Source organism: Pseudomonas sp. LBUM1651 (genome assembly GCF_059716135.1).
The window spans coordinates 4375899-4394957 of the sequence record NZ_CP166805.1; the positions used below are offsets into that span (position 1 = coordinate 4375899).

General features: G+C 59.8%; 18 protein-coding genes. 12 read left to right on the forward strand and 6 right to left on the reverse strand.

What is annotated here, in order from left to right; all coding sequences use genetic code 11:
* Positions 1-376: 376 nt before the first annotated feature.
* Positions 377-925, forward strand: a complete 549-nt coding sequence (locus tag ACA066_RS20380) for an RNA polymerase factor sigma-70 (RefSeq protein ID WP_497696384.1) — start codon at positions 377-379, stop codon at positions 923-925.
* Positions 926-1061: 136 nt separating this feature from the next.
* On the opposite strand, the gene ACA066_RS20385 is transcribed toward ACA066_RS20380, so the two are convergent.
* From ACA066_RS20385 to ACA066_RS20395, 3 genes are all read right to left on the reverse strand, one after another.
* Positions 1062-2066 (reverse strand): GNAT family N-acetyltransferase, encoded by a 1005-nt coding sequence (locus ACA066_RS20385; protein ID WP_497696385.1) that lies wholly within the window; start codon positions 2064-2066, stop codon positions 1062-1064.
* A gap of 100 nt (positions 2067-2166) precedes the next feature.
* Positions 2167-2961 carry a substrate-binding periplasmic protein gene (locus tag ACA066_RS20390; RefSeq protein WP_497696386.1) on the reverse strand — a complete coding sequence of 265 codons (795 nt, stop codon included), beginning with the start codon at positions 2959-2961 and terminating at the stop codon, positions 2167-2169.
* Between the two features lie 93 nt (positions 2962-3054).
* Positions 3055-3681: a TetR/AcrR family transcriptional regulator gene (locus ACA066_RS20395; RefSeq protein WP_497696387.1), complete on the reverse strand. Its 627-nt coding sequence runs from the start codon at positions 3679-3681 to the stop codon at positions 3055-3057.
* A 175-nt stretch (positions 3682-3856) separates the two neighbouring features.
* Between ACA066_RS20395 and ACA066_RS20400 the strand changes: the two genes are divergently transcribed.
* The 8 genes from ACA066_RS20400 (at position 3857) to ppnP (ending at position 13189) form a co-directional block, all read left to right on the forward strand.
* Positions 3857-5647: an acyclic terpene utilization AtuA family protein gene (locus ACA066_RS20400; protein WP_497696388.1), complete on the forward strand. Its 1791-nt coding sequence runs from the start codon at positions 3857-3859 to the stop codon at positions 5645-5647.
* Between the two features lie 12 nt (positions 5648-5659).
* Complete coding sequence (locus ACA066_RS20405; RefSeq protein ID WP_497696389.1) at positions 5660-6544, forward strand: SDR family oxidoreductase; 885 nt, start codon at positions 5660-5662, stop codon at positions 6542-6544.
* A gap of 3 nt (positions 6545-6547) precedes the next feature.
* Positions 6548-8164, forward strand: a complete 1617-nt coding sequence (gene atuC, locus ACA066_RS20410; RefSeq protein WP_497696390.1) for a geranyl-CoA carboxylase subunit beta — start codon at positions 6548-6550, stop codon at positions 8162-8164.
* A gap of 24 nt (positions 8165-8188) precedes the next feature.
* Entirely contained in the window at positions 8189-9346 is a 1158-nt protein-coding gene (gene atuD, locus ACA066_RS20415; RefSeq protein ID WP_497696391.1) for a citronellyl-CoA dehydrogenase, read from the forward strand.
* Positions 9343-10140 carry an enoyl-CoA hydratase/isomerase family protein gene (locus tag ACA066_RS20420; protein ID WP_497696392.1) on the forward strand — a complete coding sequence of 266 codons (798 nt, stop codon included), beginning with the start codon at positions 9343-9345 and terminating at the stop codon, positions 10138-10140. Before atuD ends, ACA066_RS20420 begins: the two co-directional genes overlap by 4 nt.
* A 119-nt stretch (positions 10141-10259) precedes the next feature.
* A complete protein-coding gene (locus ACA066_RS20425; protein WP_497696393.1) occupies positions 10260-12221 on the forward strand; it encodes an acetyl/propionyl/methylcrotonyl-CoA carboxylase subunit alpha in 1962 nt (653 codons plus the stop codon).
* A gap of 71 nt (positions 12222-12292) precedes the next feature.
* Positions 12293-12835: a 3'-5' exonuclease gene (locus tag ACA066_RS20430; RefSeq protein WP_497696394.1), complete on the forward strand. Its 543-nt coding sequence runs from the start codon at positions 12293-12295 to the stop codon at positions 12833-12835.
* Between the two features lie 69 nt (positions 12836-12904).
* Positions 12905-13189 (forward strand): pyrimidine/purine nucleoside phosphorylase, encoded by a 285-nt coding sequence (ppnP, locus tag ACA066_RS20435; RefSeq protein ID WP_017339983.1) that lies wholly within the window; start codon positions 12905-12907, stop codon positions 13187-13189.
* Between the two features lie 70 nt (positions 13190-13259).
* Here ppnP and ACA066_RS20440 read toward each other — a convergent pair whose 3' ends face one another.
* Together ACA066_RS20440 and ACA066_RS20445 are read right to left on the reverse strand one after the other, a co-directional pair.
* Positions 13260-14066 carry an MOSC domain-containing protein gene (locus ACA066_RS20440; RefSeq protein WP_497696395.1) on the reverse strand — a complete coding sequence of 269 codons (807 nt, stop codon included), beginning with the start codon at positions 14064-14066 and terminating at the stop codon, positions 13260-13262.
* Between the two features lie 210 nt (positions 14067-14276).
* Positions 14277-15212: a chemotaxis protein CheV gene (locus ACA066_RS20445; RefSeq protein ID WP_084321141.1), complete on the reverse strand. Its 936-nt coding sequence runs from the start codon at positions 15210-15212 to the stop codon at positions 14277-14279.
* A gap of 462 nt (positions 15213-15674) precedes the next feature.
* On the opposite strand from ACA066_RS20445, the gene ACA066_RS20450 reads away from it, so the two are divergent.
* The 3 genes from ACA066_RS20450 to ACA066_RS20460 all read left to right on the forward strand — a co-directional run bounded on the left by ACA066_RS20450 (position 15675) and on the right by ACA066_RS20460 (position 18032).
* Positions 15675-16142: a hypothetical protein gene (locus tag ACA066_RS20450; protein ID WP_497696396.1), complete on the forward strand. Its 468-nt coding sequence runs from the start codon at positions 15675-15677 to the stop codon at positions 16140-16142.
* A gap of 340 nt (positions 16143-16482) precedes the next feature.
* Complete coding sequence (locus tag ACA066_RS20455; protein WP_497699925.1) at positions 16483-17376, forward strand: sensor histidine kinase; 894 nt, start codon at positions 16483-16485, stop codon at positions 17374-17376.
* Positions 17373-18032, forward strand: a complete 660-nt coding sequence (locus tag ACA066_RS20460) for a response regulator (RefSeq protein ID WP_084321138.1) — start codon at positions 17373-17375, stop codon at positions 18030-18032. Before ACA066_RS20455 ends, ACA066_RS20460 begins: the two co-directional genes overlap by 4 nt.
* On the opposite strand, the gene yegS is transcribed toward ACA066_RS20460, so the two are convergent.
* Positions 18016-18933 (reverse strand): lipid kinase YegS, encoded by a 918-nt coding sequence (gene yegS / locus ACA066_RS20465; RefSeq protein ID WP_497699926.1) that lies wholly within the window; start codon positions 18931-18933, stop codon positions 18016-18018. The two genes, ACA066_RS20460 and yegS, sit on opposite strands and share 17 nt — an antisense overlap.
* Positions 18934-19059: the final 126 nt, after the last annotated feature.

The following is a 19059-nucleotide window of genomic DNA, read 5'->3' on the forward strand; positions in this document are numbered from 1 at the left end:
ATTCGGCTGTAGGAGCGAGCTTGCTCGCGAAAAAAAGGAGAACGCCGCGGAGTGTCAGGCGCCCATCGCCATCGTTGACGACCATCGCGAGCGATCGAGCGTCGACCGGCTGCTCCTACAGGGTTATGAGGATTGCGCTGTTCCATTCACCAATGAGAACGGATGACGTCTAGAAATAATTAGTCGGCAGGCTTGATCGTCAACGGGGGCGCGGCTGCGTCAGCGTGTCGCAGTTCTCACTGCGCGCCTTCGAAGAGCATTACTTCTCTTTCTCAATTGACAATCATTATCATTCAGAATAATTTGTCGCTCGATGTGTAGGACGGCTCCGACTCTCTTGTCGTCCCACGACCCTATTTGCAGCAAGGTGATTTCCATGACGGAACAAGTATCCACAAGCAGGTGCGATTCACCGCTACTTCAGGCATTCGTCGACAATCGACTGATTCTGGTCAAGATTGCTGCCCGTATAACCGGCTGCCGGTCACGTGCCGAAGATGTGGTTCAGGATGCGTTCTTCCGCCTGCAATCGGCGCCGCAGATCACATCCTCGATCAAGGCTCAGCTCAGTTACCTGTTCCAGATCGTGCGCAACCTGGCGATCGATCACTACCGCAAACAGGCGCTGGAACAGAAGTATTCGGGGCCTGAAGAGGAAGGGCTGAACGTGGTGATTCAAGGCGCTTCGCCGGAAACCTCGCACATCAATTTCTCGACCCTGGAAAACATCGCCGACGCGTTGACGGAGCTGCCGGGCCGCACCCGCTACGCCTTCGAGATGTACCGCCTGCACGGTGTGCCGCAAAAGGACATCGCCAAGGAGCTCGGCGTTTCGCCGACCCTGGTGAACTTCATGATTCGCGATGCATTGGTGCATTGCCGCAAGGTGTCGGGCAGTCGCGCGGATACGTTTGCCCGTCGTTAAAAGCTTCGCGGGCAAGTCGGATCGCCGCCCGCTCGCTCCTACAAGGTTTGCGCTGAACCTGTAGGAGCGAGCGGGCGGCGATCCGACTTGCCCGCGAAGACTGACTCAAGACCGAAAACGATCTGAGTCCCAAGCATCACGCCAACACACACCGCTCAAAAAACCGCTCCCGCCCCAACACCATCAACGCCGCGTGTTTATGCGGGAAGTCGAACTCTTTCTCGCAGTGAAAACGCTGACCCTGCATATACCCGATCATCTTCGCGTTATCGGCGCGCGGCTCGGCGACCACCCGCTGGGTGCGTGGATCGTCGAGAAACAGGTAATGCGTCAACGCCGATAACCAGCTCGCCACCTTGTGCGGACCGCGATGATTTTCTTCGCCGACCAGCATGTGAATGCCACGGTCGTAATCGCCTGCCTCGTAGAACGGCGCGATGCGGTCTTCCTTGGCCCAGTAGGCTTCGAAATAGGCAAACGGTTGATCATCAAAACAGCCGATCAGCGTCACGGTGTGCGGATCGGCTTCGAGTTTGCCCAGGTATTCGCGATGCTGTTCGAGGCTGCCCTCTTCCTGCCAGAAACTCGCCACCCGCGCACTGTTCTGCCAGCGGTTGAAGCGCACAAGGTCGAGGTCGATATCCACTGTTCGCAGGGAAATCCACGCGCCCAGTCGCGCATCAAAGCGCCGATAGACCTCACCGCGTGGTTTCACCGGGCGCAACGGGTGACGTTTGCCACCGCTGATCACCATTTGCTGCGGGTAGCTGCTGGTCAGCGACGTCCCCAGCCAGGGCTGCGGCAATTGCCAGAACAGCGTGCGCTCGCAGCGATATTGGCCGGCGAATTCGGTCGGGATCAGCAATCCACTGAGCAAGGCTTCGGCGGGGACTTCATCAAAGTGCCAGGTCAGGCGTTGGCAAGCCGGGTCACGGGCAAACAACCAATAACAGGCGGCCCACAATGCCTGAGTGTCGAGGCGTGCTTCGACCCGCACCTGCAACTCGGGCTCGCACGTCAGGCGAAGGGTAATCAGCGGGTGCGCGTCCAGGCTCAGATTCAGCCGGTTATCGCTTTCTTCAGCGACAAGACGACGCCCTGTCGGCAAGGCCAAGGCAGTCAGGTCATTCAGATTGGACATGGGTCGGGCTCACGGTAATCGTCGACAGTTCAACGATGTGACGTCAGCCAGCGCGGAAAATTTAAGCGACGCAGGCAAACACGCGACCTTTGGCGCGTGTTCAACTTCTCGGAACCGGCACCACCGCGATCTTGTACGGATCGAAGATCTTCAGCATCTGGCCGTTGTCACGCAATCCTTGCAGCAACTTGCCAAAGGCCTCGCCGCTGATTGGCGCAGAAGGACGAAGAATGGCGTAGTGGTGATAGACCTGATCGATGCGCTGGGACACCAGCAACTGATCAGCGACCTTCTCGTTGCGCAGCAGGTAATCGCTCAGGTAAGAGCGCGTCACCAGGGCAATGTCGGCGCGCCCGCGCAGCACCATCAACAGGTTGCTGTCGTGGGAATAGGTCAGTGTGGCGTTGTAGTTTTGGGCGAGGACTTTCGGGTCGGCATTGAAGTTGGCGAACTCGTAGTGATAACCGCTGAACAGCGCCAGACGCTTGCCGGCGAGGTCGAAAAAGTAGTTCTGCTGACGATTGGGTATTCGTTGCGCGACAAAAATCTCGGCGTCCTCCAGCCCCATGTCGACGCTGGTGTGGGGAATCTCCTCCCAGCCCCAGTTCGGGTTCTCGAAAATCGCCATGTCCACCCGGCCCTGCTTGAAGTCACCGAAGCGTCGCGGAATGGAAGTCGGCACCAGCTCGAACTTATAGTCGCTTTGTAACGCATTGAGCGCTTCGACCAACTGTGGCAACAGACCGGTGTCGGCGCCGGATTCCGGGCGCACGGTATAAGGCGGGAAATGCGCGGCACCGACCCGCACCAGCTGTGCAGCCGGGGATGGCAATACCCACAACGCCGCAAGTGCCGCCAGCAAAAGCCGCGAGGCCGTCCGAATTGGCGAAGACATCAAAACTTCCCACTCCCCAAAAAGATACGCATCAATCCATTCAAGCTAGGCGGTTTCGGCCACTTCGCCAGTTTCCTGCTGCCCTGCGCAAAATTATTGTTTTTCTTCCAGCACCAGAATCAACGCCTCATCGGCCAATTGATCGAGGTTAATGCTGCCATCCGCACGATACCAGGTCGTGGTCCAGGACAGCGCACCGGTCAGAAAACGGCGGGTGATGAACACATCCCCGCGGATGTATCCCGCGTCCTTGGCCTCCCCCAGCACCTGCAGCCAGAGGTCCTCATAGATGTCGCGCAGCGCCAGGACTTTCGCCTGGCCGTCTTCGGACAGCGAACGCCATTCATACACCAGCACCGCCATGGCCTCGCCGCTGCCGCCCATGATCGACTGCAATTCGCAGCGAATCAGCGCCAGCACCCGCTCGCGCACGTTGTCGGCGTCAGCGATCGCGGCACGCATCAACGCGGTGTTGTAGCGAATGGTTTCCTCCATCACTGCCCGCAGGATCTCGTCCTTGCTTTTGAAGTGATGAAAAATACTCCCCGACTGAATGCCCACGGCACCGGCCAGATCGCGCACCGTGGTGCGTTCAAAGCCTTTATTGCGGAACAGGTGAGCCGCGACTTGCAGCAGTTTGCCACGGGCGCTGTCCGGGTCGGTCAACTGGCCGCTGTCAACCAGTTCGCGCATGACCCTCAGGGCTTTTTGCTCGTCCACCCGTTCTCTCCTACAGTCGTATTCACCGCTAAAACAGCGGGGTTGCGCGGGCAATTTAAGCTGACAATGGCAACCAAGCAAGCGCTCGGGTCGAAGATATTTCAGCCGTTTACAAACCAAGCGCTTGCTTGGTAGTCTCGTTGTACTTCTGTTGGAGGTAGCTATGGAGAGCGTTGTGCCTAAAACCATTCGCATCGGTTGCGCCAGTGCCTTCTGGGGCGACACCTCGACCGCCGCCGCGCAACTGGTGGAAGGCGGGCGCCTGGACTATCTGGTGTTCGATTATCTGGCCGAGATCACGATGTCGATCATGGCCGGTGCGCGGATGAAAGATCCACAGGCCGGCTACGCCAGTGACTTCATCGAAGTCCTCAGCCCTCTGCTGGGGCCACTCGCCGAACAGAAAATCCGCGTCATCAGCAACGCCGGTGGCGTCAATCCACACGCCTGCGCCGCTGCGCTGCAAGCGGCCTGCGACAAGGCTGGCGTGCCGCTGAAGATCGCGGTGCTGCTGGGTGATGACCTGCAACCGCAGTTCAAACAGCTGAGCAGCCGCGGCCTCCATGAAATGTTCAGCGGCGCACCCTTGCCGCCGATGTGCGTTTCCACCAACGCCTACCTCGGCGCGCCGGGCATTGTCGAAGCCTTGCGTCTGGGCGCAGACATCGTCATCACCGGGCGCGTGGTCGACAGCGCCGTGGTCAGCGCTGCGCTGGTGCATGAATTCGACTGGTCCTGGCACGACTACGACAAACTCGCTCAAGCCGCCCTCGCCGGGCACATTATCGAATGCGGCGCCCAGTGCACCGGCGGCAACTTCACCGACTGGCGCGACGTACCCGACTACGAACACATCGGTTTCCCCATCGTCGAAGTCAGTGCCGACAGTCAGTTTATCGTCAGCAAACCCGAAGGCTCCGGCGGCCTGGTTACGCCCCTCACCGTCGGCGAACAAATGCTCTATGAAATCGGCAACCCGCAGGCTTATCTCTTGCCCGACGTGGTTTGCGATTTCTCTCAGGTCAAACTTCAGCAGCAAGGCAGGAATGCGGTTCAGGTGCATGGCGCCAGAGGTTTGCCGCCGACCGATCAGTACAAAGTCAGCGCGACGTATCCGGATGGTTTCCGCTGCACCGCCAGTTGCCTGATCGCCGGGATCGATGCCGTGGACAAGGCGCGGCGAGTCAGCAAAGCGATCATCAACAAGACCTCCGAAATCTTCAGTCAGCGCGGCTGGGCACCCTACAGCGAAGTGAACATCGAACTCCTGGGTAGCGAAGCGACTTACGGCCCCCATGGCCAGCGACAGGACAGCCGCGAAGTGGTGATCAAACTCGCCGTGCGCCACCCGAGCAAACAGGCCTTGATCGTGTTCTCCCGGGAAATCGCCCAGGCCGCCACCGGCATGGCGCCGGGGCTGACCGGGATCGTTGGCGGGCGGCCGACGGTGTATCCGCTGATCCGGCTGTTTTCGTTCCTCATCGACAAAACTGCCTGCACGCTGGACATTGATCTCAACGGTCAGCGTCACCCGTGCGCCCTGCCCGCCCTCGACGCGCTCGCCACCGCGGACCTGCCGGTGCCGTTCGAACCACCGAAACCCACCGGTCGCGCCGATGCCAGCGTGGCGCTGATCAAACTCGCGGTTGCACGCTCGGGTGACAAGGGCAATCACAGCAACATCGGCGTCATGGCGCGCGAGCCGGAGTACCTGCCGTGGATCGCCGAAGCCTTGACCCCGGCAGTGATCGTCGACTGGATGAGCCACGTGCTCGACCCGATTCACGGGCGCGTCGAGCGCTGGTATCTGCCCGCGACCCACAGCCTTAATTTTCTGCTGGAGAACGCCCTGGGCGGGGGCGGCGTGGCCAGCCTGCGGATCGATCCGCAAGGCAAAGCCTTCGCCCAACAACTGCTGGACATCCAGATCCCGGTGCCTCAGCGCATCGCCGACCAGGTCAACTAGAGGACTGCCGCCGTGGCCTACAACTCGATTTTCAAAGCTGATCTGTTTGCCGGCCAAAACATCATCGTCACCGGTGGCGGCAGCGGCATCGGCCGCTGCACCGCCCATGAACTGGCGGCGCTCGGTGCCCATGTGCTGTTGATCGGGCGCACTGCCGACAAACTGAAATCCGTGACCGCCGAAATTGTCGAGGATGGCGGCAAGGCCGATTGGCAGACCTGCGATATTCGCGACGAAGAAGCAGTCAAGCATCTGGTCAGCGAACTGATCCGCAAGCACGGGCCGATCCACGGACTGGTCAACAATGCCGGGGGCCAATTCCCGTCGGCGCTGGCCTCGATCAATCAGAAGGGATTCGAAACCGTGATGCGCACCAATCTGGTGGGCGGTTTCCTGATGGCCCGCGAAGTGTTCAATCAATCCATGAGCCAACACGGCGGCGCCATCGTCAACATGCTCGCCGACATGTGGGGCGGCATGCCCGGCATGGGCCACTCGGGCGCGGCGCGCTCGGGCATGGACAACCTGACCAAGACCGCTGCGTTCGAATGGGGTTACGCCGGTGTGCGGGTCAACGCGGTGGCGCCGGGCTGGATCGCCTCCAGCGGCATGGACACTTACGAAGGCGCGTTCAAAGCGGTGATTCCGACCCTGCGCGAACACGTGCCGCTGAAACGCATCGGCACCGAATCGGAAGTCAGTGCGGCGATCGTTTTCCTGCTCAGCCCGGCTGCGGCGTTTGTCAGCGGCAGCACCTTGCGCATCGACGGTGCCGCCAGCCTTGGCGGTCGGGCATGGCCGATCCACAAGGCGACGAACAGTGAGTCGTACAACGGTTTCCACCGCGCCTACTTACCAGAAGTGCTCAGACCCGACGTGCTCAAGGACAAGGAATAAGTCATGCCGGTCATTGAGTCGCAAGTCGACCCGTTCAGCGAACAGTTCGCCCAGAACCGTGCAGCGATGCTGGCCGGTATCGAGCAGGTCCGTCAGCTCGAACAGAACCTGCTGAACAAAGCGGCCGAAGCCAAACCGAAGTTCGACAAGCGCGGGCAATTGCTGCCTCGTGAACGCCTCAACCTGTTGCTCGACCCCGGTGCTCCGTTCCTCGAGCTGGCAAGCCTGGCCGGTTACAAATTGCATGACGACAAGGACGGCAGCTCGGCGGGCGGCGGCTTGATCGCCGGGATCGGCTACGTATCCGGCGTTCGTGCATTGGTGGTAGCGAACAACAGCGCGATCAAGGGAGGAACCATCTCCCCCAGCGGCTTGAAGAAATCCCTGCGCCTGCAACAGATCGCCATGGAAAACAAACTGCCGGTGATCACCCTCGCTGAAAGCGGTGGCGCCAACCTTAATTACGCAGCGGAGATTTTCGTCGAAGGCGCGCGCAGCTTTGCCAATCAGGCGCGGATGTCGGCCATGGGGTTGCCACAGATCACTGTGGTCCACGGCTCGGCCACGGCAGGCGGCGCGTATCAGCCGGGGCTGTCGGACTACGTGGTGGTGGTGCGTGGCAAAGCCAAGCTGTTTCTCGCAGGCCCGCCCCTGCTCAAGGCCGCCACCGGCGAAGTCGCCACCGATGAAGAACTGGGCGGCGCCGAGATGCATGCGCAAACCGCTGGCACCGCTGAATATCTGGCCGAAAACGATGCCGATGGCGTGCGTCAGGTGCGGGAGATTGTCAGCCTGTTGTCGTGGAATGATCAGTTGCAGTGGGTCCCCGAACGTCACCATCAAGAACCGCTCTACCCCATCGACGAACTGCTCGGGCTGATCCCGGATGACCCGAAAAAACCTTATGACGTGCGCGAAATCATCGCGCGAATCGCCGACGGTTCGAACTTCCTCGAGTTCAAGGGTGAGTTCGATCAACAGACCGTCTGTGGTCATCTGCAGATTCAGGGGCGCGCCTGCGGGTTCATCGGAAACAACGGCCCAATCACGCCCAAAGGCGCGAGCAAGGCTGCGCAGTTCATTCAGCTGTGCGATCAGAGCCGGACGCCGCTGCTGTTCTTCCACAACACCACCGGATTCATGGTCGGCACCGAGTCAGAGCAACAAGGCGTAATCAAGCACGGAGCCAAAATGATTCAGGCGGTAGCCAACGCCCGGGTGCCGAAACTGACGATCGTTGTCGGTGGCTCCTATGGCGCCGGCAACTATGCGATGTGCGGCCGCGGCCTCGACCCGCGCTTCATCTTCGCCTGGCCCAACAGCCGGACGGCGGTGATGGGCGGTGCTCAGGCCGGCAAGGTCCTGCGGATCGTCACTGAGGCCAAACAGCTCAAGGACGGTCTGGTGCCTGACCCGAAAATGCTCGACATGCTGGAACAGGTCACCGCGCAGAAACTCGACAGCCAGTCCACCGCGCTGTATGGCAGTGCCAATCTATGGGACGACGGGTTGATTGATCCCCGGGATACCCGGACGTTGCTCGGTTATTTGCTGGACATCTGTCATGAGGCCGACATGCGGCCGCTGCAAACCAACAGTTTTGGCGTGGCCCGGTTCTGAACCGGCCAGAGGAGAACAATAAAAATGATCTTCACCCAGGAACACGAAGCACTGCGCCGCACCGTTCGCCAATTCGTCGAGCACGAGATCAACCCGCACGTCGAGGAGTGGGAAAAGGCCGGGCGTTTTCCGATCCACGACATCTTTCGCAAGGCGGGTGAGCTCGGCTTGCTGGGGATTTCCAAACCGGAAAAATTCGGTGGCATGGGGCTCGACTACAGCTATTCGATCGTCGCCGCCGAAGAGTTCGGCACCATTCATTGCGGCGGGATCCCGATGTCCATCGGCGTGCAAACCGACATGTGCACGCCGGCGCTGGCACGCTTCGGCTCCGATGAACTGCGTGAAGAATTCCTGCGGCCGGCGATTACCGGCGAACAGGTCGGTTGCATCGGCGTGTCGGAAGTCGGTGCCGGTTCTGACGTGGCCGGCTTGAAAACCACCGCCCGCAAGGACGGCGACGACTACCTGATCAATGGCAGCAAGATGTGGATCACCAACTCGCCGAGCGCCGATTTCATCTGCCTGCTGGCCAACACTTCGGACGACAAGCCGCACATCAACAAGTCGCTGATCATGGTGCCGATGAACACCCCCGGCATCAGCCTCAGTTCGCACCTCGACAAGCTCGGCATGCGCAGTTCGGAAACGGCCCAGGTGTTTTTCGACAACGTGCGCGTGCCGCAACGCAACCGCATCGGTCATGAAGGCGCGGGGTTCATGATGCAGATGCTGCAATTCCAGGAGGAGCGCCTGTTTGGTGCCGCGAACATGATCAAGGGCCTGGAATACTGCATCGACAGCACCATCGAGTACTGCAAGGAACGCAAAACCTTCGGCAATGCACTGATCGACAATCAGGTCATTCACTTCCGCCTCGCCGAGTTGCAAACCGAAGTCGAATGCCTGCGGGCACTGGTCTATCAGGCCACCGAGCAATACATCAAAGGTCAGGACGTTACGCGTCTGGCGTCGATGGCCAAACTCAAGGCCGGGCGACTGGGCCGCGAAGTCAGCGACAGCTGCCTGCAATACTGGGGCGGCATGGGCTTCATGTGGGACAACCCGGTGGCCCGCGCCTACCGCGACGTGCGGCTGGTGTCGATTGGCGGCGGCGCCGACGAAATCATGCTGGGGATCATCTGCAAACTCATGGGCATCCTGCCGGGGAAAAGGAAATGAGCACCCTCCCGGTTTGCCAGACACTCCTGCTCGAGCCGCATAACGGCGTGCTGCACATCACCCTCAACCGCCCGGAAAGTCGCAATGCCATGAGCTTGCAGATGGTCGCCGAGTTGCGTTCGGTGCTGTCGGCAGTGCGCGATGACCGTGAGATTCGGGCCCTGGTGATCGGCGGTGCCGGCGGACATTTCTGCGCCGGTGGCGACATCAAGGACATGGCCAACGCCCGTGCTCAAGGCCCCTCGGCCTACCGCGATTTGAATCGGGCGTTTGGCGCGCTGTTGCAGGAGGTGCAACACGCGCCGCAAGTGGTGATCACGGTGCTACAAGGCGCGGTGCTCGGCGGTGGCTTGGGGCTGGCGTGCGTCAGCGATGTCGCCCTGGCGGATCACCAGGCGCAATTCGGTTTGCCGGAAACCAGCCTCGGCTTGCTGCCCGCGCAGATCGCGCCGTTCGTGGTTCAGCGTATCGGTTTGACCCAGGCTCGGCGGTTGGCTCTGACTGCAGCGCGATTTGATGGCACCCACGCCCGGCGCATGGGGCTGGTGCATTTTGTCGAGCATGATGCGCAAGCGCTGGCCGAGCGTCTCGATGAAGTCCTGGCCCATGTGCTGTGCTGCGCGCCGGGGGCGAATGCGACGACCAAAAAGCTGTTGCTGGCGAGTGCCGGACAGCCTTCGGATGCGCTGCTGGATGAAGCGGCTGATTGGTTCAGCGAAGCGGTGACCGGGGCCGAAGGGGTCGAAGGGACCATGGCTTTCGTGCAGAAGCGTAAACCGGGGTGGGCGCCTTAAAAGCTTCGCGGGCAAGCCATGCTCCTACAGGTCCTTTGTCGTTCACAAAATCCTGTAGGAGCATGGCTTGCCCGCGAAGAGGCCCTCAACTTCACCGAACAACTTGAGCGAAGACCCTCATGCCCGCCCTAAAAAAAATCCTGATCGCCAACCGCGGTGAAATCGCCTGCCGCATCCAGCGAACGGCCCAGGCCCTGGGCTATCGCACCGTCGCCGTGTTCAGCGACGCGGATGCAGACGCGCTGCACGTACAGATCGCCGACGAAGCCATCAACATCGGCCCGGCCCCGGTGCAGCAATCCTATCTGAACATCCCGGCCATTCTCAATGCCGCCCACCGCACCGGCGCCGACGCGATCCACCCCGGCTACGGCTTCCTCTCGGAAAACGCCGGGTTCGCCCACGCCTGCCGAGACGCCGGCATGACCTTTATCGGCCCCAGCCCCGAAGCCATCGAACTGATGGGCAGCAAGCGCCTGTCGAAACTCGCCATGCTCGACGCCGGTGTGCCGTGTATCAAAGGCTATCAGGGCGCCGAGCAGGATGAGGCAACGCTGAGCCGCGAAGCCGAACGCATCGGTTTTCCGCTGATGATCAAGGCCAGTGCCGGCGGTGGCGGGCGGGGCATGCGTCTGGTGCACGAGGCCAGTGAGTTGCTGGCGCAGATCCGTACCGCGCGCTCCGAAGCACTGCATGGGTTTGGCAGTGATGAGCTGATCCTCGAGCAAGCGTTGATCGACCCGCGTCACGTCGAGGTTCAACTGTTCGGCGACCAACAGGGCAACCTGATCTACCTCGGCGAACGCGACTGTTCGATTCAGCGCCGCCACCAGAAAGTCATCGAGGAAGCGCCCTGCCCGGTCATGACCGCCGAACTGCGTCAGGCCATGGGCGAAGCAGCGCTAAAGGCCGGTCGCGCGGTGAACTACGTCGGCGCTGGCACCGTGGAGTTTCTGCTGGATGCGCGCGGACAGTTTTACTTTCTGGAAATGAATACCCGGTTGCAGGTGGAGCATCCGGTAACAGAACTGATCACTGGCCTCGATCTGGTGGCCTGGCAACTGCACGTCGCCGAAGGGCTGCCGTTGCCGTTGCGCCAGGATCAAGTGCAACTCACCGGCCATGCCATGGAAGTGCGTTTGTACGCCGAAGACCCGACCCAAACGTTTCTGCCACAAACCGGGCGGATCGCCGCCTGGGAACCGGCGTCGCAGGGCGGCGTACGGATCGATCATGGCCTGATCGAGGGGCAGCAGGTCAGCCCGTTCTACGACCCGTTGCTGGGCAAGATCATTGCCCACGGCGCCACCCGTGAGGAAGCCCGGCGCAAGTTGCTGCGGGCGGTGCAGGACAGCGTGCTGCTCGGTCTCGCCAGTAATCAGCGCCTGATTGCCAGCCTGCTGGAACATTCGCAATTCATCAGTGGCGAGTTCAGCACCGGGTTTATCCCGACGTATTTTGCCGACCATCCCTGCCTGCATCCTTATGTACCCGGCGCCGAAGAACTGGCGATTGCTGCTGCGCTGTTCTATCAGGCTTCAGCCCAGGCTCATCCCGCCGTGCTGGCCGGTTGGCGCAATAACGCCAGTGTGCCGCTGCACTATCGCATCGGCCTGGAGGATCAGGATTGGCCGGTGCAATTGAACGCGGTGCCCGGCGAACCTTACCGGATTCAAGTCGCCGGGCAAGCCTTCGACCTGAGCGTCATCCAGTGCGACGGGCGCTGGGCCACCCTGGAAATCGATGGCATCCGCCGGCGTCATGCCTACCGTCTCGAAGCCGGGCAACTCTGGTTCTTCACCCGTCCCGGAAGTCTGCGGCTGATGGATTGCACACAGGCGCTGGTCAGCAGCGAGGCCAGCGCCAGCTCCGGCACACTCAAGGCGCCGATGGACGGCGCCATCGTCGATGTGCTGGTCACTGAAGGCAGCCCGGTCAGCAAAGGCCAGCTGCTGGTGGTGCTGGAAGCCATGAAAATGGAACATCCGCTGAAATCAGGCATCGACGGCGTGCTCAAACGCTTGCAGGTCAGGGTCGGCGACCAGGTGAAAAATCGTCAGATTTTGTTGGAGGTCGAGTAAGCAGCTAGGCGGATCCGCCGGGTTTGGCTACGCTCAAGCCCTATCAGGACGCGGATACCAGGAACCCTGCAATGCCTCACTGGCTGGTCATTGATCTGGAAGCCACCACCGATGAAGGGGGTTGGCCGGTTACGGAAATGGAAATCATCGAAATCGGTGCCACGCTGGTGGACCGACAGGGTCGGGAGCTGGATCATTTCCAGCGTTTCGTGCGCCCGTTGCGCCGGCCCCTGCTCACGCCGTTTTGCCGCGAGCTGACCCGCATCACCCAGGCCAGTATCGACAGCGCACAGCCGCTGACCGAGGTCTGGCCAGCCTTCGAGCGCTGGCTCGGCCAACATCATTCACGGCTGGAAGGCTGGGCGAGTTGGGGCGATTACGATCGCAAGCAACTGCTGCAGGAATGGCAGAAGCTGCAACTCGACAGCGAACTGAGCCGCGTGCCGCACATGAACCTCAAACAGCGCTTTGCCAAGGCCCGACGCCTGGAACGCCCGCTGGGGCTAAACGGCGCGCTGCAACTGGCGGGCATGCAGTTCACCGGCCAGCAGCACCGGGCGCTGGAGGATGCGCGCAATACAGCGCGTCTGTTACCGCTGATTCTGCCCCTCTAGAGAGGTGACGCCGCCAAAGGCCTTGTGCATACTGGCCGGCCCTTTTTAACCCTTTTCGAGGAATCGCCCATGTTTAAAGTCAACGAGTACTTCGACGGCACCGTCAAGTCGATCGCCTTTGGCACCGCTGAGGGTCCGGCGACCATCGGCGTCATGGCTCCGGGCGAGTACGAATTCGGCACCAGCCAGCGTGAAATCATGCACGTGGTGACCGGCGCCCTGACCGTCAAACTGCCGGACAGCACCGACTGGGAAACCTTCGAAGCCGGCAGCCAGTTCAACGTGCCAGCCAACAGCAAGTTCCAGCTGAAAGTGGCCGTCGACACCGCTTACCTGTGCGAATACCGCGGCTAAACCCCCGGGTTTTCACAGCGAAAAAAAATGCCCGTGTCCAAGGACACGGGCATTTTTCATTCAGTGTCGTTTATTCCAGCACCGTGACCGGCATGCCGACTTCGAGTTGGCCATTGCCATCGTTGACCAGATTCTGGCCAAACATGGCGCCCTCTTCCTGAGCACGGTATTTCTGCAAGGTTGCGAGCGGCTCACGATCATCGCTGCGCAATCCGGTTTGCGGGTCGATGGTGGTCAGAATGCAGCGTGAACACGGCTTGACCACGCGGAACTCGACATCACCGATGCGGATACGCTTCCAGCCATCCTCGGCGTACGCCTCACTGCCCTCGATGACCAGATTCGGTCGAAAGCGCAGCATTTCCAGCGACCGGCCGACTTTCTGCGACAAGTCCTCCAAAGAGGCCTGCCCGATCAGCAACAACGGGAAGCCATCGGCGAAGGCCACCTGGTCGTCGTCCTTGCCGTAGCCCGCCTGAGTAGTCCGCGCGCGATCAAGAGGGATTTGCACCAGTCGAGTCGGTTTGCCGATGAATTCGCTGACCCAGGCGCCCGCCTCATCACCGGCATCGGGCACACGCAAACTGTCTTTGAAAATGGTGACGCCGCGCAGTTCCGCGTCGCTGGCCGGCAAGGCAATATCGATCGCCGAACGCCCGGGGGCACTGAGTGTCAGTCCACCTTCTGCATTCCATAACGCCGACAACTGGCTCATCTGTCCGACGACACGCTGGGTCAGGAAGCGCCCGCTGGCCTCGTCCACCAGCATCCAGCGTCGATCCCCGTCCAGCCCCAGCTTGTCGAGGCTGACCTGTTGCAGGGACTCTGCCTTGCAGGATTTCAACGGAAAACGATAAAGCGCGCTCAGACGCAGCATGGCCAGCTCCCTGGTGGGCAAAAAATGCCACCCTATATGAGCTTTCTCATTGAATCAAAGGCTGAAAATCGATCTTTGAATACCTTGTGGGAGCGAGCTTGCTCGCGAAGGTGGTTGCACATTCAACATTTATGTCGACTGTCACACCGCCTTCGCCGGCAAGCCGGTCTAGCTCCCACAGTTTGACCGTGGGTAGCCTTTACATCGTTATCAGGCAGGCACTTCGTCGAGCATCAGGCGCTGGCGCACCACGTCGACCAGTTTGTCCGGCTGGAATTTGGAGAGGAAGTTGTCGCAGCCGACCTTCTTCACCATCGAGTCGTTGAAGCTGCCGGACAGCGACGTGTGCAGCACGACGTAAAGTCCACGCAGACGCGGATCGTTACGGATCTCGGTGGTCAGGCGATAGCCGTCCATTTCCGGCATTTCTGCGTCGGTGAAGACCATCAGCAGTTTGTCGGTCATGTTCACGCCGGTATCGGCCCAGCCCTTGAGCATGTTCAGCGCTTTCAAGCCGTCGCTGGCGATGTGCATCTTCACGCCCAACTGGCCGAGGGTGTCGCGCAATTGCGAGAGCGCCACGTTGGAGTCGTCCACCAGCAGCACTTCGCGACCACGGGCGCGTTCCAGGACCGGATCGTCGAGCTTGTCGCGGGACACCTTGGCGTTGTACGGGACGATTTCGGCGAGGACTTTCTCGACGTCAATGATTTCCACCAGTTGATCATCGACCTTGCTGATGGCAGTCAGGTAATGCTGGCGGCCGGCGCTGGTCGGTGGCGGCAGAATGGCTTCCCAGTTCATGTTGACGATGCGGTCCACGCCGCCAACGAGGAACGCCTGCACCGAGCGGTTGTACTCGGTGACGATGATCGTACTGGTCGGGCTTGGCACCAGCGGACGCATGCCAATGGCCTGAGACAGGTCAATCACCGGAAGCGTCTGGCCACGCAGGTTGACTACGCCGCAGACAAACGGATGGCGCTGGGGCATCAGGGTCAGCTTCGGTAGCTGCAACACTTCCTGCACCTTGAAAACGTTGATCGCGAACAATTGCCGCCCAGCCAGCCGGAACATGAGAATTTCCAGGCGATTCTCACCCACCAGTTGCGTGCGTTGGTCTACCGTGTCGAGAATGCCGGCCATCAATGACTCCTGAGCTTGTTCTGATGAATTCACTAAAGAAGGTTATCGGCTGTTTTTGCCGGACCTTGACCCCCATACAAAATGCCATGCCCAAGCATTGATGTCACATTAACATCATGTTTTACTGGCCACCTCAATTCATCTGCCTCAATCCCTGCGGCGCGACAACGGCTCGCACGTTAGGTTCCCCTGTGTAAGGGATTCCCCTAGTAACAATCAGGCCCAACCTGATATTCGCAATATCCAATAGCCATTAATGTGACGCCATTCTCATTGCATGAACGGAGTCAGGCTTTTGTGTGCGATCGCAGGTCAGTGGCCATCCACCCTCTCGAATTCTCCCGCCTGCATCTGCGCCGGCCGGAGCGCGATCTCACAACGGCACTGCAACGCCGGGTCCCTGATGGTCCTGGCCGACACACACGACATTCCCTCATTTGACATGACGTTGTGGAGATAAGCATGCCGAACCGTAAAGAGTGGGCCCAGCGGCTGCCAGTGTTTCTGGTTGAAGCTGAAACGCTCCTGGCCAAATCCGAGGAATGCCTGAGTCATTTGCAACTGATCAGCAATGACAAGGATGCCATCGACTGCATGATGAGCACCCTCCTCAAACTGGCCAGCAAGGCTGACGCCCTGGCTTTGGTCGCGGTTTCGGAGTTTTCGCTGCACATTCATGGCCTGCTCAATCATGCCCAGAATCATGTAGACCTGCATGATCAGGCGCTGAGCGCGCTGAAAGACTGTTTCACATTGATGGCGTGGCAGCTCGAACTGATCGATCAGAAAACCGGCCAGCTCAGCCTGGATGACAGCGAACAGACATCGCTGATCGAGGCCTTTGCCTTTCAGGTCGGACAAAGCCAGTTTCAGCCACCTGCTCATTCAAAACCGTTCAGGCTCGTTTCTTTTTCGGAACGCCAGGCTTAATTCTCCCGATAACTACGCGATCACTCGTATTCTTATTGTCATGCGGCCACTCTGTAACTTGCGCACGCTCATGTCGCAATTGAATACTTCATATCTGTCAACGACAGCTCATTACAAATAACCCTTCCCTGCCGGCATACTTTTTCCATTGTGGAACTAACGTCCGGACCCTTTATTTCCTGACTGTACGGACATATATACAAACGCGACCAACGGTATCTTAAGTGGTATTATGCCGACCATTAGTTGACGTCAATTAATGGCAGAGTGACTCAGACAGAGACCCGTCAGTCAACATGACCGGTCTGCCCGCAGCGAACATCCATTGGCTCCATCCGCTATGTACGCCAGCCTCAAGTCAATCACCACGTGGCCACCCTCCCGAGAAAACGCGCGCCGGTTCACGCTGTTGCTGTGTACCTGCTCGGCGCTCGGCAGTCTGGCGATCTATAGCCTGTCCACACGCCTGCCACTCAGTCTGCTGCTGCTCAATATTGCGGCACTGGCTTGCGTCCTGGTGCAGCACTGCCTCTCGCGCAAGTCTATAAAGTTCGAACCACAAGAGCTGGCCGACCGATTATTGAAGGTTCAGGAAAACGAACGTCACCGGCTCAGTCGGGAATTGCATGACGATATCGGCCAGTTACTGACCGCGGCAAAACTTCAAAGTGAATGGCTCAAACGCCGAATGCCCGAAGAGCTGCAAGATCAATGCTCGACGCTCTGCGACACGCTGGAAGAAACCCTGACCAAAGTTCGTGATGTATCGGCCATTCTCAATCCCAGGCAGCTGACCAGCCTTGGGCTGGAAGCCAGTCTGCGTGCGCATTTGCTCAAGACACTGGCTAATACGCAGGTGCACTGGAGCCTGGAGTGCCGCTCACGATTGACCGGCATACCGGAAGAAATGGCTGTCGCCGCCTTTCGAATCACCCAGGAAGCGGTGACCAATATATTGCGCCATGCCGAAGCGAAAAATCTGTTGGTTCGCCTGCAACGCCAGCCTCAAGGCCTGACGCTGTTGATCAGCGATGACGGCCTGGGTTTCGCGCCGGCGACAGATCCCGGCCGTGAGGGACAACGTGGAATGGCCGGGATGTCTGAACGGATCGACCAGTTGGGCGGCACCCTGCGCGTGACCAGCGAGCCGGGCAAAGGTACTCAAATCGAAGCTCTCTTCCCGTGGGCGCCACGTGCGCTGGAACGGGCCAGTACGAATAAGGTTATGCATTGACTTGTAACTTACTTTTGGTGGATGACCACTCGCTGATCAGAGCTGGCGTGCGCGCTCTGGTGCTGGATATTCCCGGCTACGCGGTAATCGGCGAGGCCAATGACGGCTCGCAGCTGCTCGAGATGGTCGAGCGACTGTCCCCGGACATCGTGCTGCTGGATATTTCCATGAAGGAAACCGGAGGCCTTGAAGCCTTGCAGCGACTCAAGCGAGTACGCCCGCAAAGCAAAGTGTTGATCCTGTCGATGCACACCGATCCGGCGCTCATCATGCAGGCACTGGAATCCGGTGCCCACGGCTACCTGCTCAAGGACACAACGGCCACCGAACTCGAACATGCGCTGGATGCCCTGCGCAACAACGAGCGCTACCTCAGCCCGGCCATTGCCCATACCGTCATCAACCAGGCGCTGACCCGAAACCAGAAGCACCAGCCGGAACCCGCCGACTCGCACAACCTGACGGCGCGCCAGCTGGAAATCCTGCGACTGATCGTTCGCGGAAAATCCACCCGGGAAATCGCTAACGGCCTGGGCCTGAGCATCAAGACGGTTGAAACCCATCGCTCGCAGATCATGAAGCGCTTGCAGATCTACGATGTGGCGGGCCTGGTCCTATTCGCCGTGCGTGAGCAAATCATCAGCCTGGACGATTGATCGCTGCAGGAACACTCAGCAGTGGCGAATGCTCGGGCAAATGCACCCGCAGTGCCGCCGGGCGCGCCGAAAATCGCAGGCTTTCGCCTTCCAGCGGTTCGCCATCAAGGTTGATGTAGAGGCCCTCCGAGACCTTGATCTCGACCCATGGCAAGCGAGCGCGCACAAACATATTGTCTATACCGAAACCATCGGTAAGCAAACTTTTCAACGTACCAACCACTTCCTGCGGTGCAGGCAGAATGCTGATATCCAGCAGACCGTCGTCTGCCAGTGCGTGCGGGCACAGCACATGACCACCGCCCGCCTGGCGGCCATTGCCGATGCCCAATGCCAGCAACTCGCCACTCCACTGAAAATCCGGGCCATGCAGCTCACCATAGGCCGCATGCAATTCACTGAAGCGTGATAAACCGGTGAACAGATAAGCCGCGCCGCCCAGCACTTTTTTCAAGTCTTCCGAGGTGTTCGCCGTGACCTGGCTACCGAAGCCGCCCGTGGCCATGTTCAGGAACACCTGTCCGCCGACCTCGCCCAAATCGATGGCATGCGGTTCAGCGTCCAGAAGTTTCAAGGCTTGAGCGGGTTCCAGAGGCACGCCAGCGGCGCGGGCGAAATCGTTGGCGGTTCCCAATGGCATCAGCACCAGACTGGCCTGCGTCGAATGCATTGCCATGGCCTCGGCAATATCGCGCAACGTCCCGTCACCACCGCCGGCGATGAGCTTCGTGTAGCCTGCCGCCAGCGCTTCGTCTACCAACCGCTGTGCGTCGCCGGCCTCCCAGGTCAGTCGGACAGCCAATTCCCACCCTTGTGCGCGCCGTTCTTCGACGGCTGCCCGGACGTCCTCGTTGAGCGCCTGCTTGCCGTGCAGAATCAACAGTGCCTTGCGTTCGCCCATTGTGGTCGCTCCCATGATTGAATTCCGTATGGGAAATGTGACCTCTCTGAGCCCCATAAAAGTCGCAAAAAAATGAATTATTTCAAGTCGAACCGTATTGAGGTCCTACAAGGCGGGATTTTTTCT

Coding starts and splice junctions, on each gene's coding strand:
- atuD (WP_497696391.1), top strand. CDS start 8,189: ATGATCTTCACCCAGGAACACGAAGCACTGCGCCGCACCGTTCGCCAA.
- ACA066_RS20425 (WP_497696393.1), top strand. CDS start 10,260: ATGCCCGCCCTAAAAAAAATCCTGATCGCCAACCGCGGTGAAATCGCC.
- ACA066_RS20420 (WP_497696392.1), top strand. CDS start 9,343: ATGAGCACCCTCCCGGTTTGCCAGACACTCCTGCTCGAGCCGCATAAC.
- atuC (WP_497696390.1), top strand. CDS start 6,548: ATGCCGGTCATTGAGTCGCAAGTCGACCCGTTCAGCGAACAGTTCGCC.
- yegS (WP_497699926.1), bottom strand. CDS start 18,933: ATGGGCGAACGCAAGGCACTGTTGATTCTGCACGGCAAGCAGGCGCTC.
- ACA066_RS20440 (WP_497696395.1), bottom strand. CDS start 14,066: ATGCTGCGTCTGAGCGCGCTTTATCGTTTTCCGTTGAAATCCTGCAAG.
- ACA066_RS20445 (WP_084321141.1), bottom strand. CDS start 15,212: ATGGCCGGCATTCTCGACACGGTAGACCAACGCACGCAACTGGTGGGT.
- ACA066_RS20455 (WP_497699925.1), top strand. CDS start 16,483: ATGTACGCCAGCCTCAAGTCAATCACCACGTGGCCACCCTCCCGAGAA.
- ACA066_RS20430 (WP_497696394.1), top strand. CDS start 12,293: ATGCCTCACTGGCTGGTCATTGATCTGGAAGCCACCACCGATGAAGGG.
- ACA066_RS20390 (WP_497696386.1), bottom strand. CDS start 2,961: ATGTCTTCGCCAATTCGGACGGCCTCGCGGCTTTTGCTGGCGGCACTT.
- ACA066_RS20380 (WP_497696384.1), top strand. CDS start 377: ATGACGGAACAAGTATCCACAAGCAGGTGCGATTCACCGCTACTTCAG.
- ppnP (WP_017339983.1), top strand. CDS start 12,905: ATGTTTAAAGTCAACGAGTACTTCGACGGCACCGTCAAGTCGATCGCC.
- ACA066_RS20385 (WP_497696385.1), bottom strand. CDS start 2,066: ATGTCCAATCTGAATGACCTGACTGCCTTGGCCTTGCCGACAGGGCGT.
- ACA066_RS20450 (WP_497696396.1), top strand. CDS start 15,675: ATGCCGAACCGTAAAGAGTGGGCCCAGCGGCTGCCAGTGTTTCTGGTT.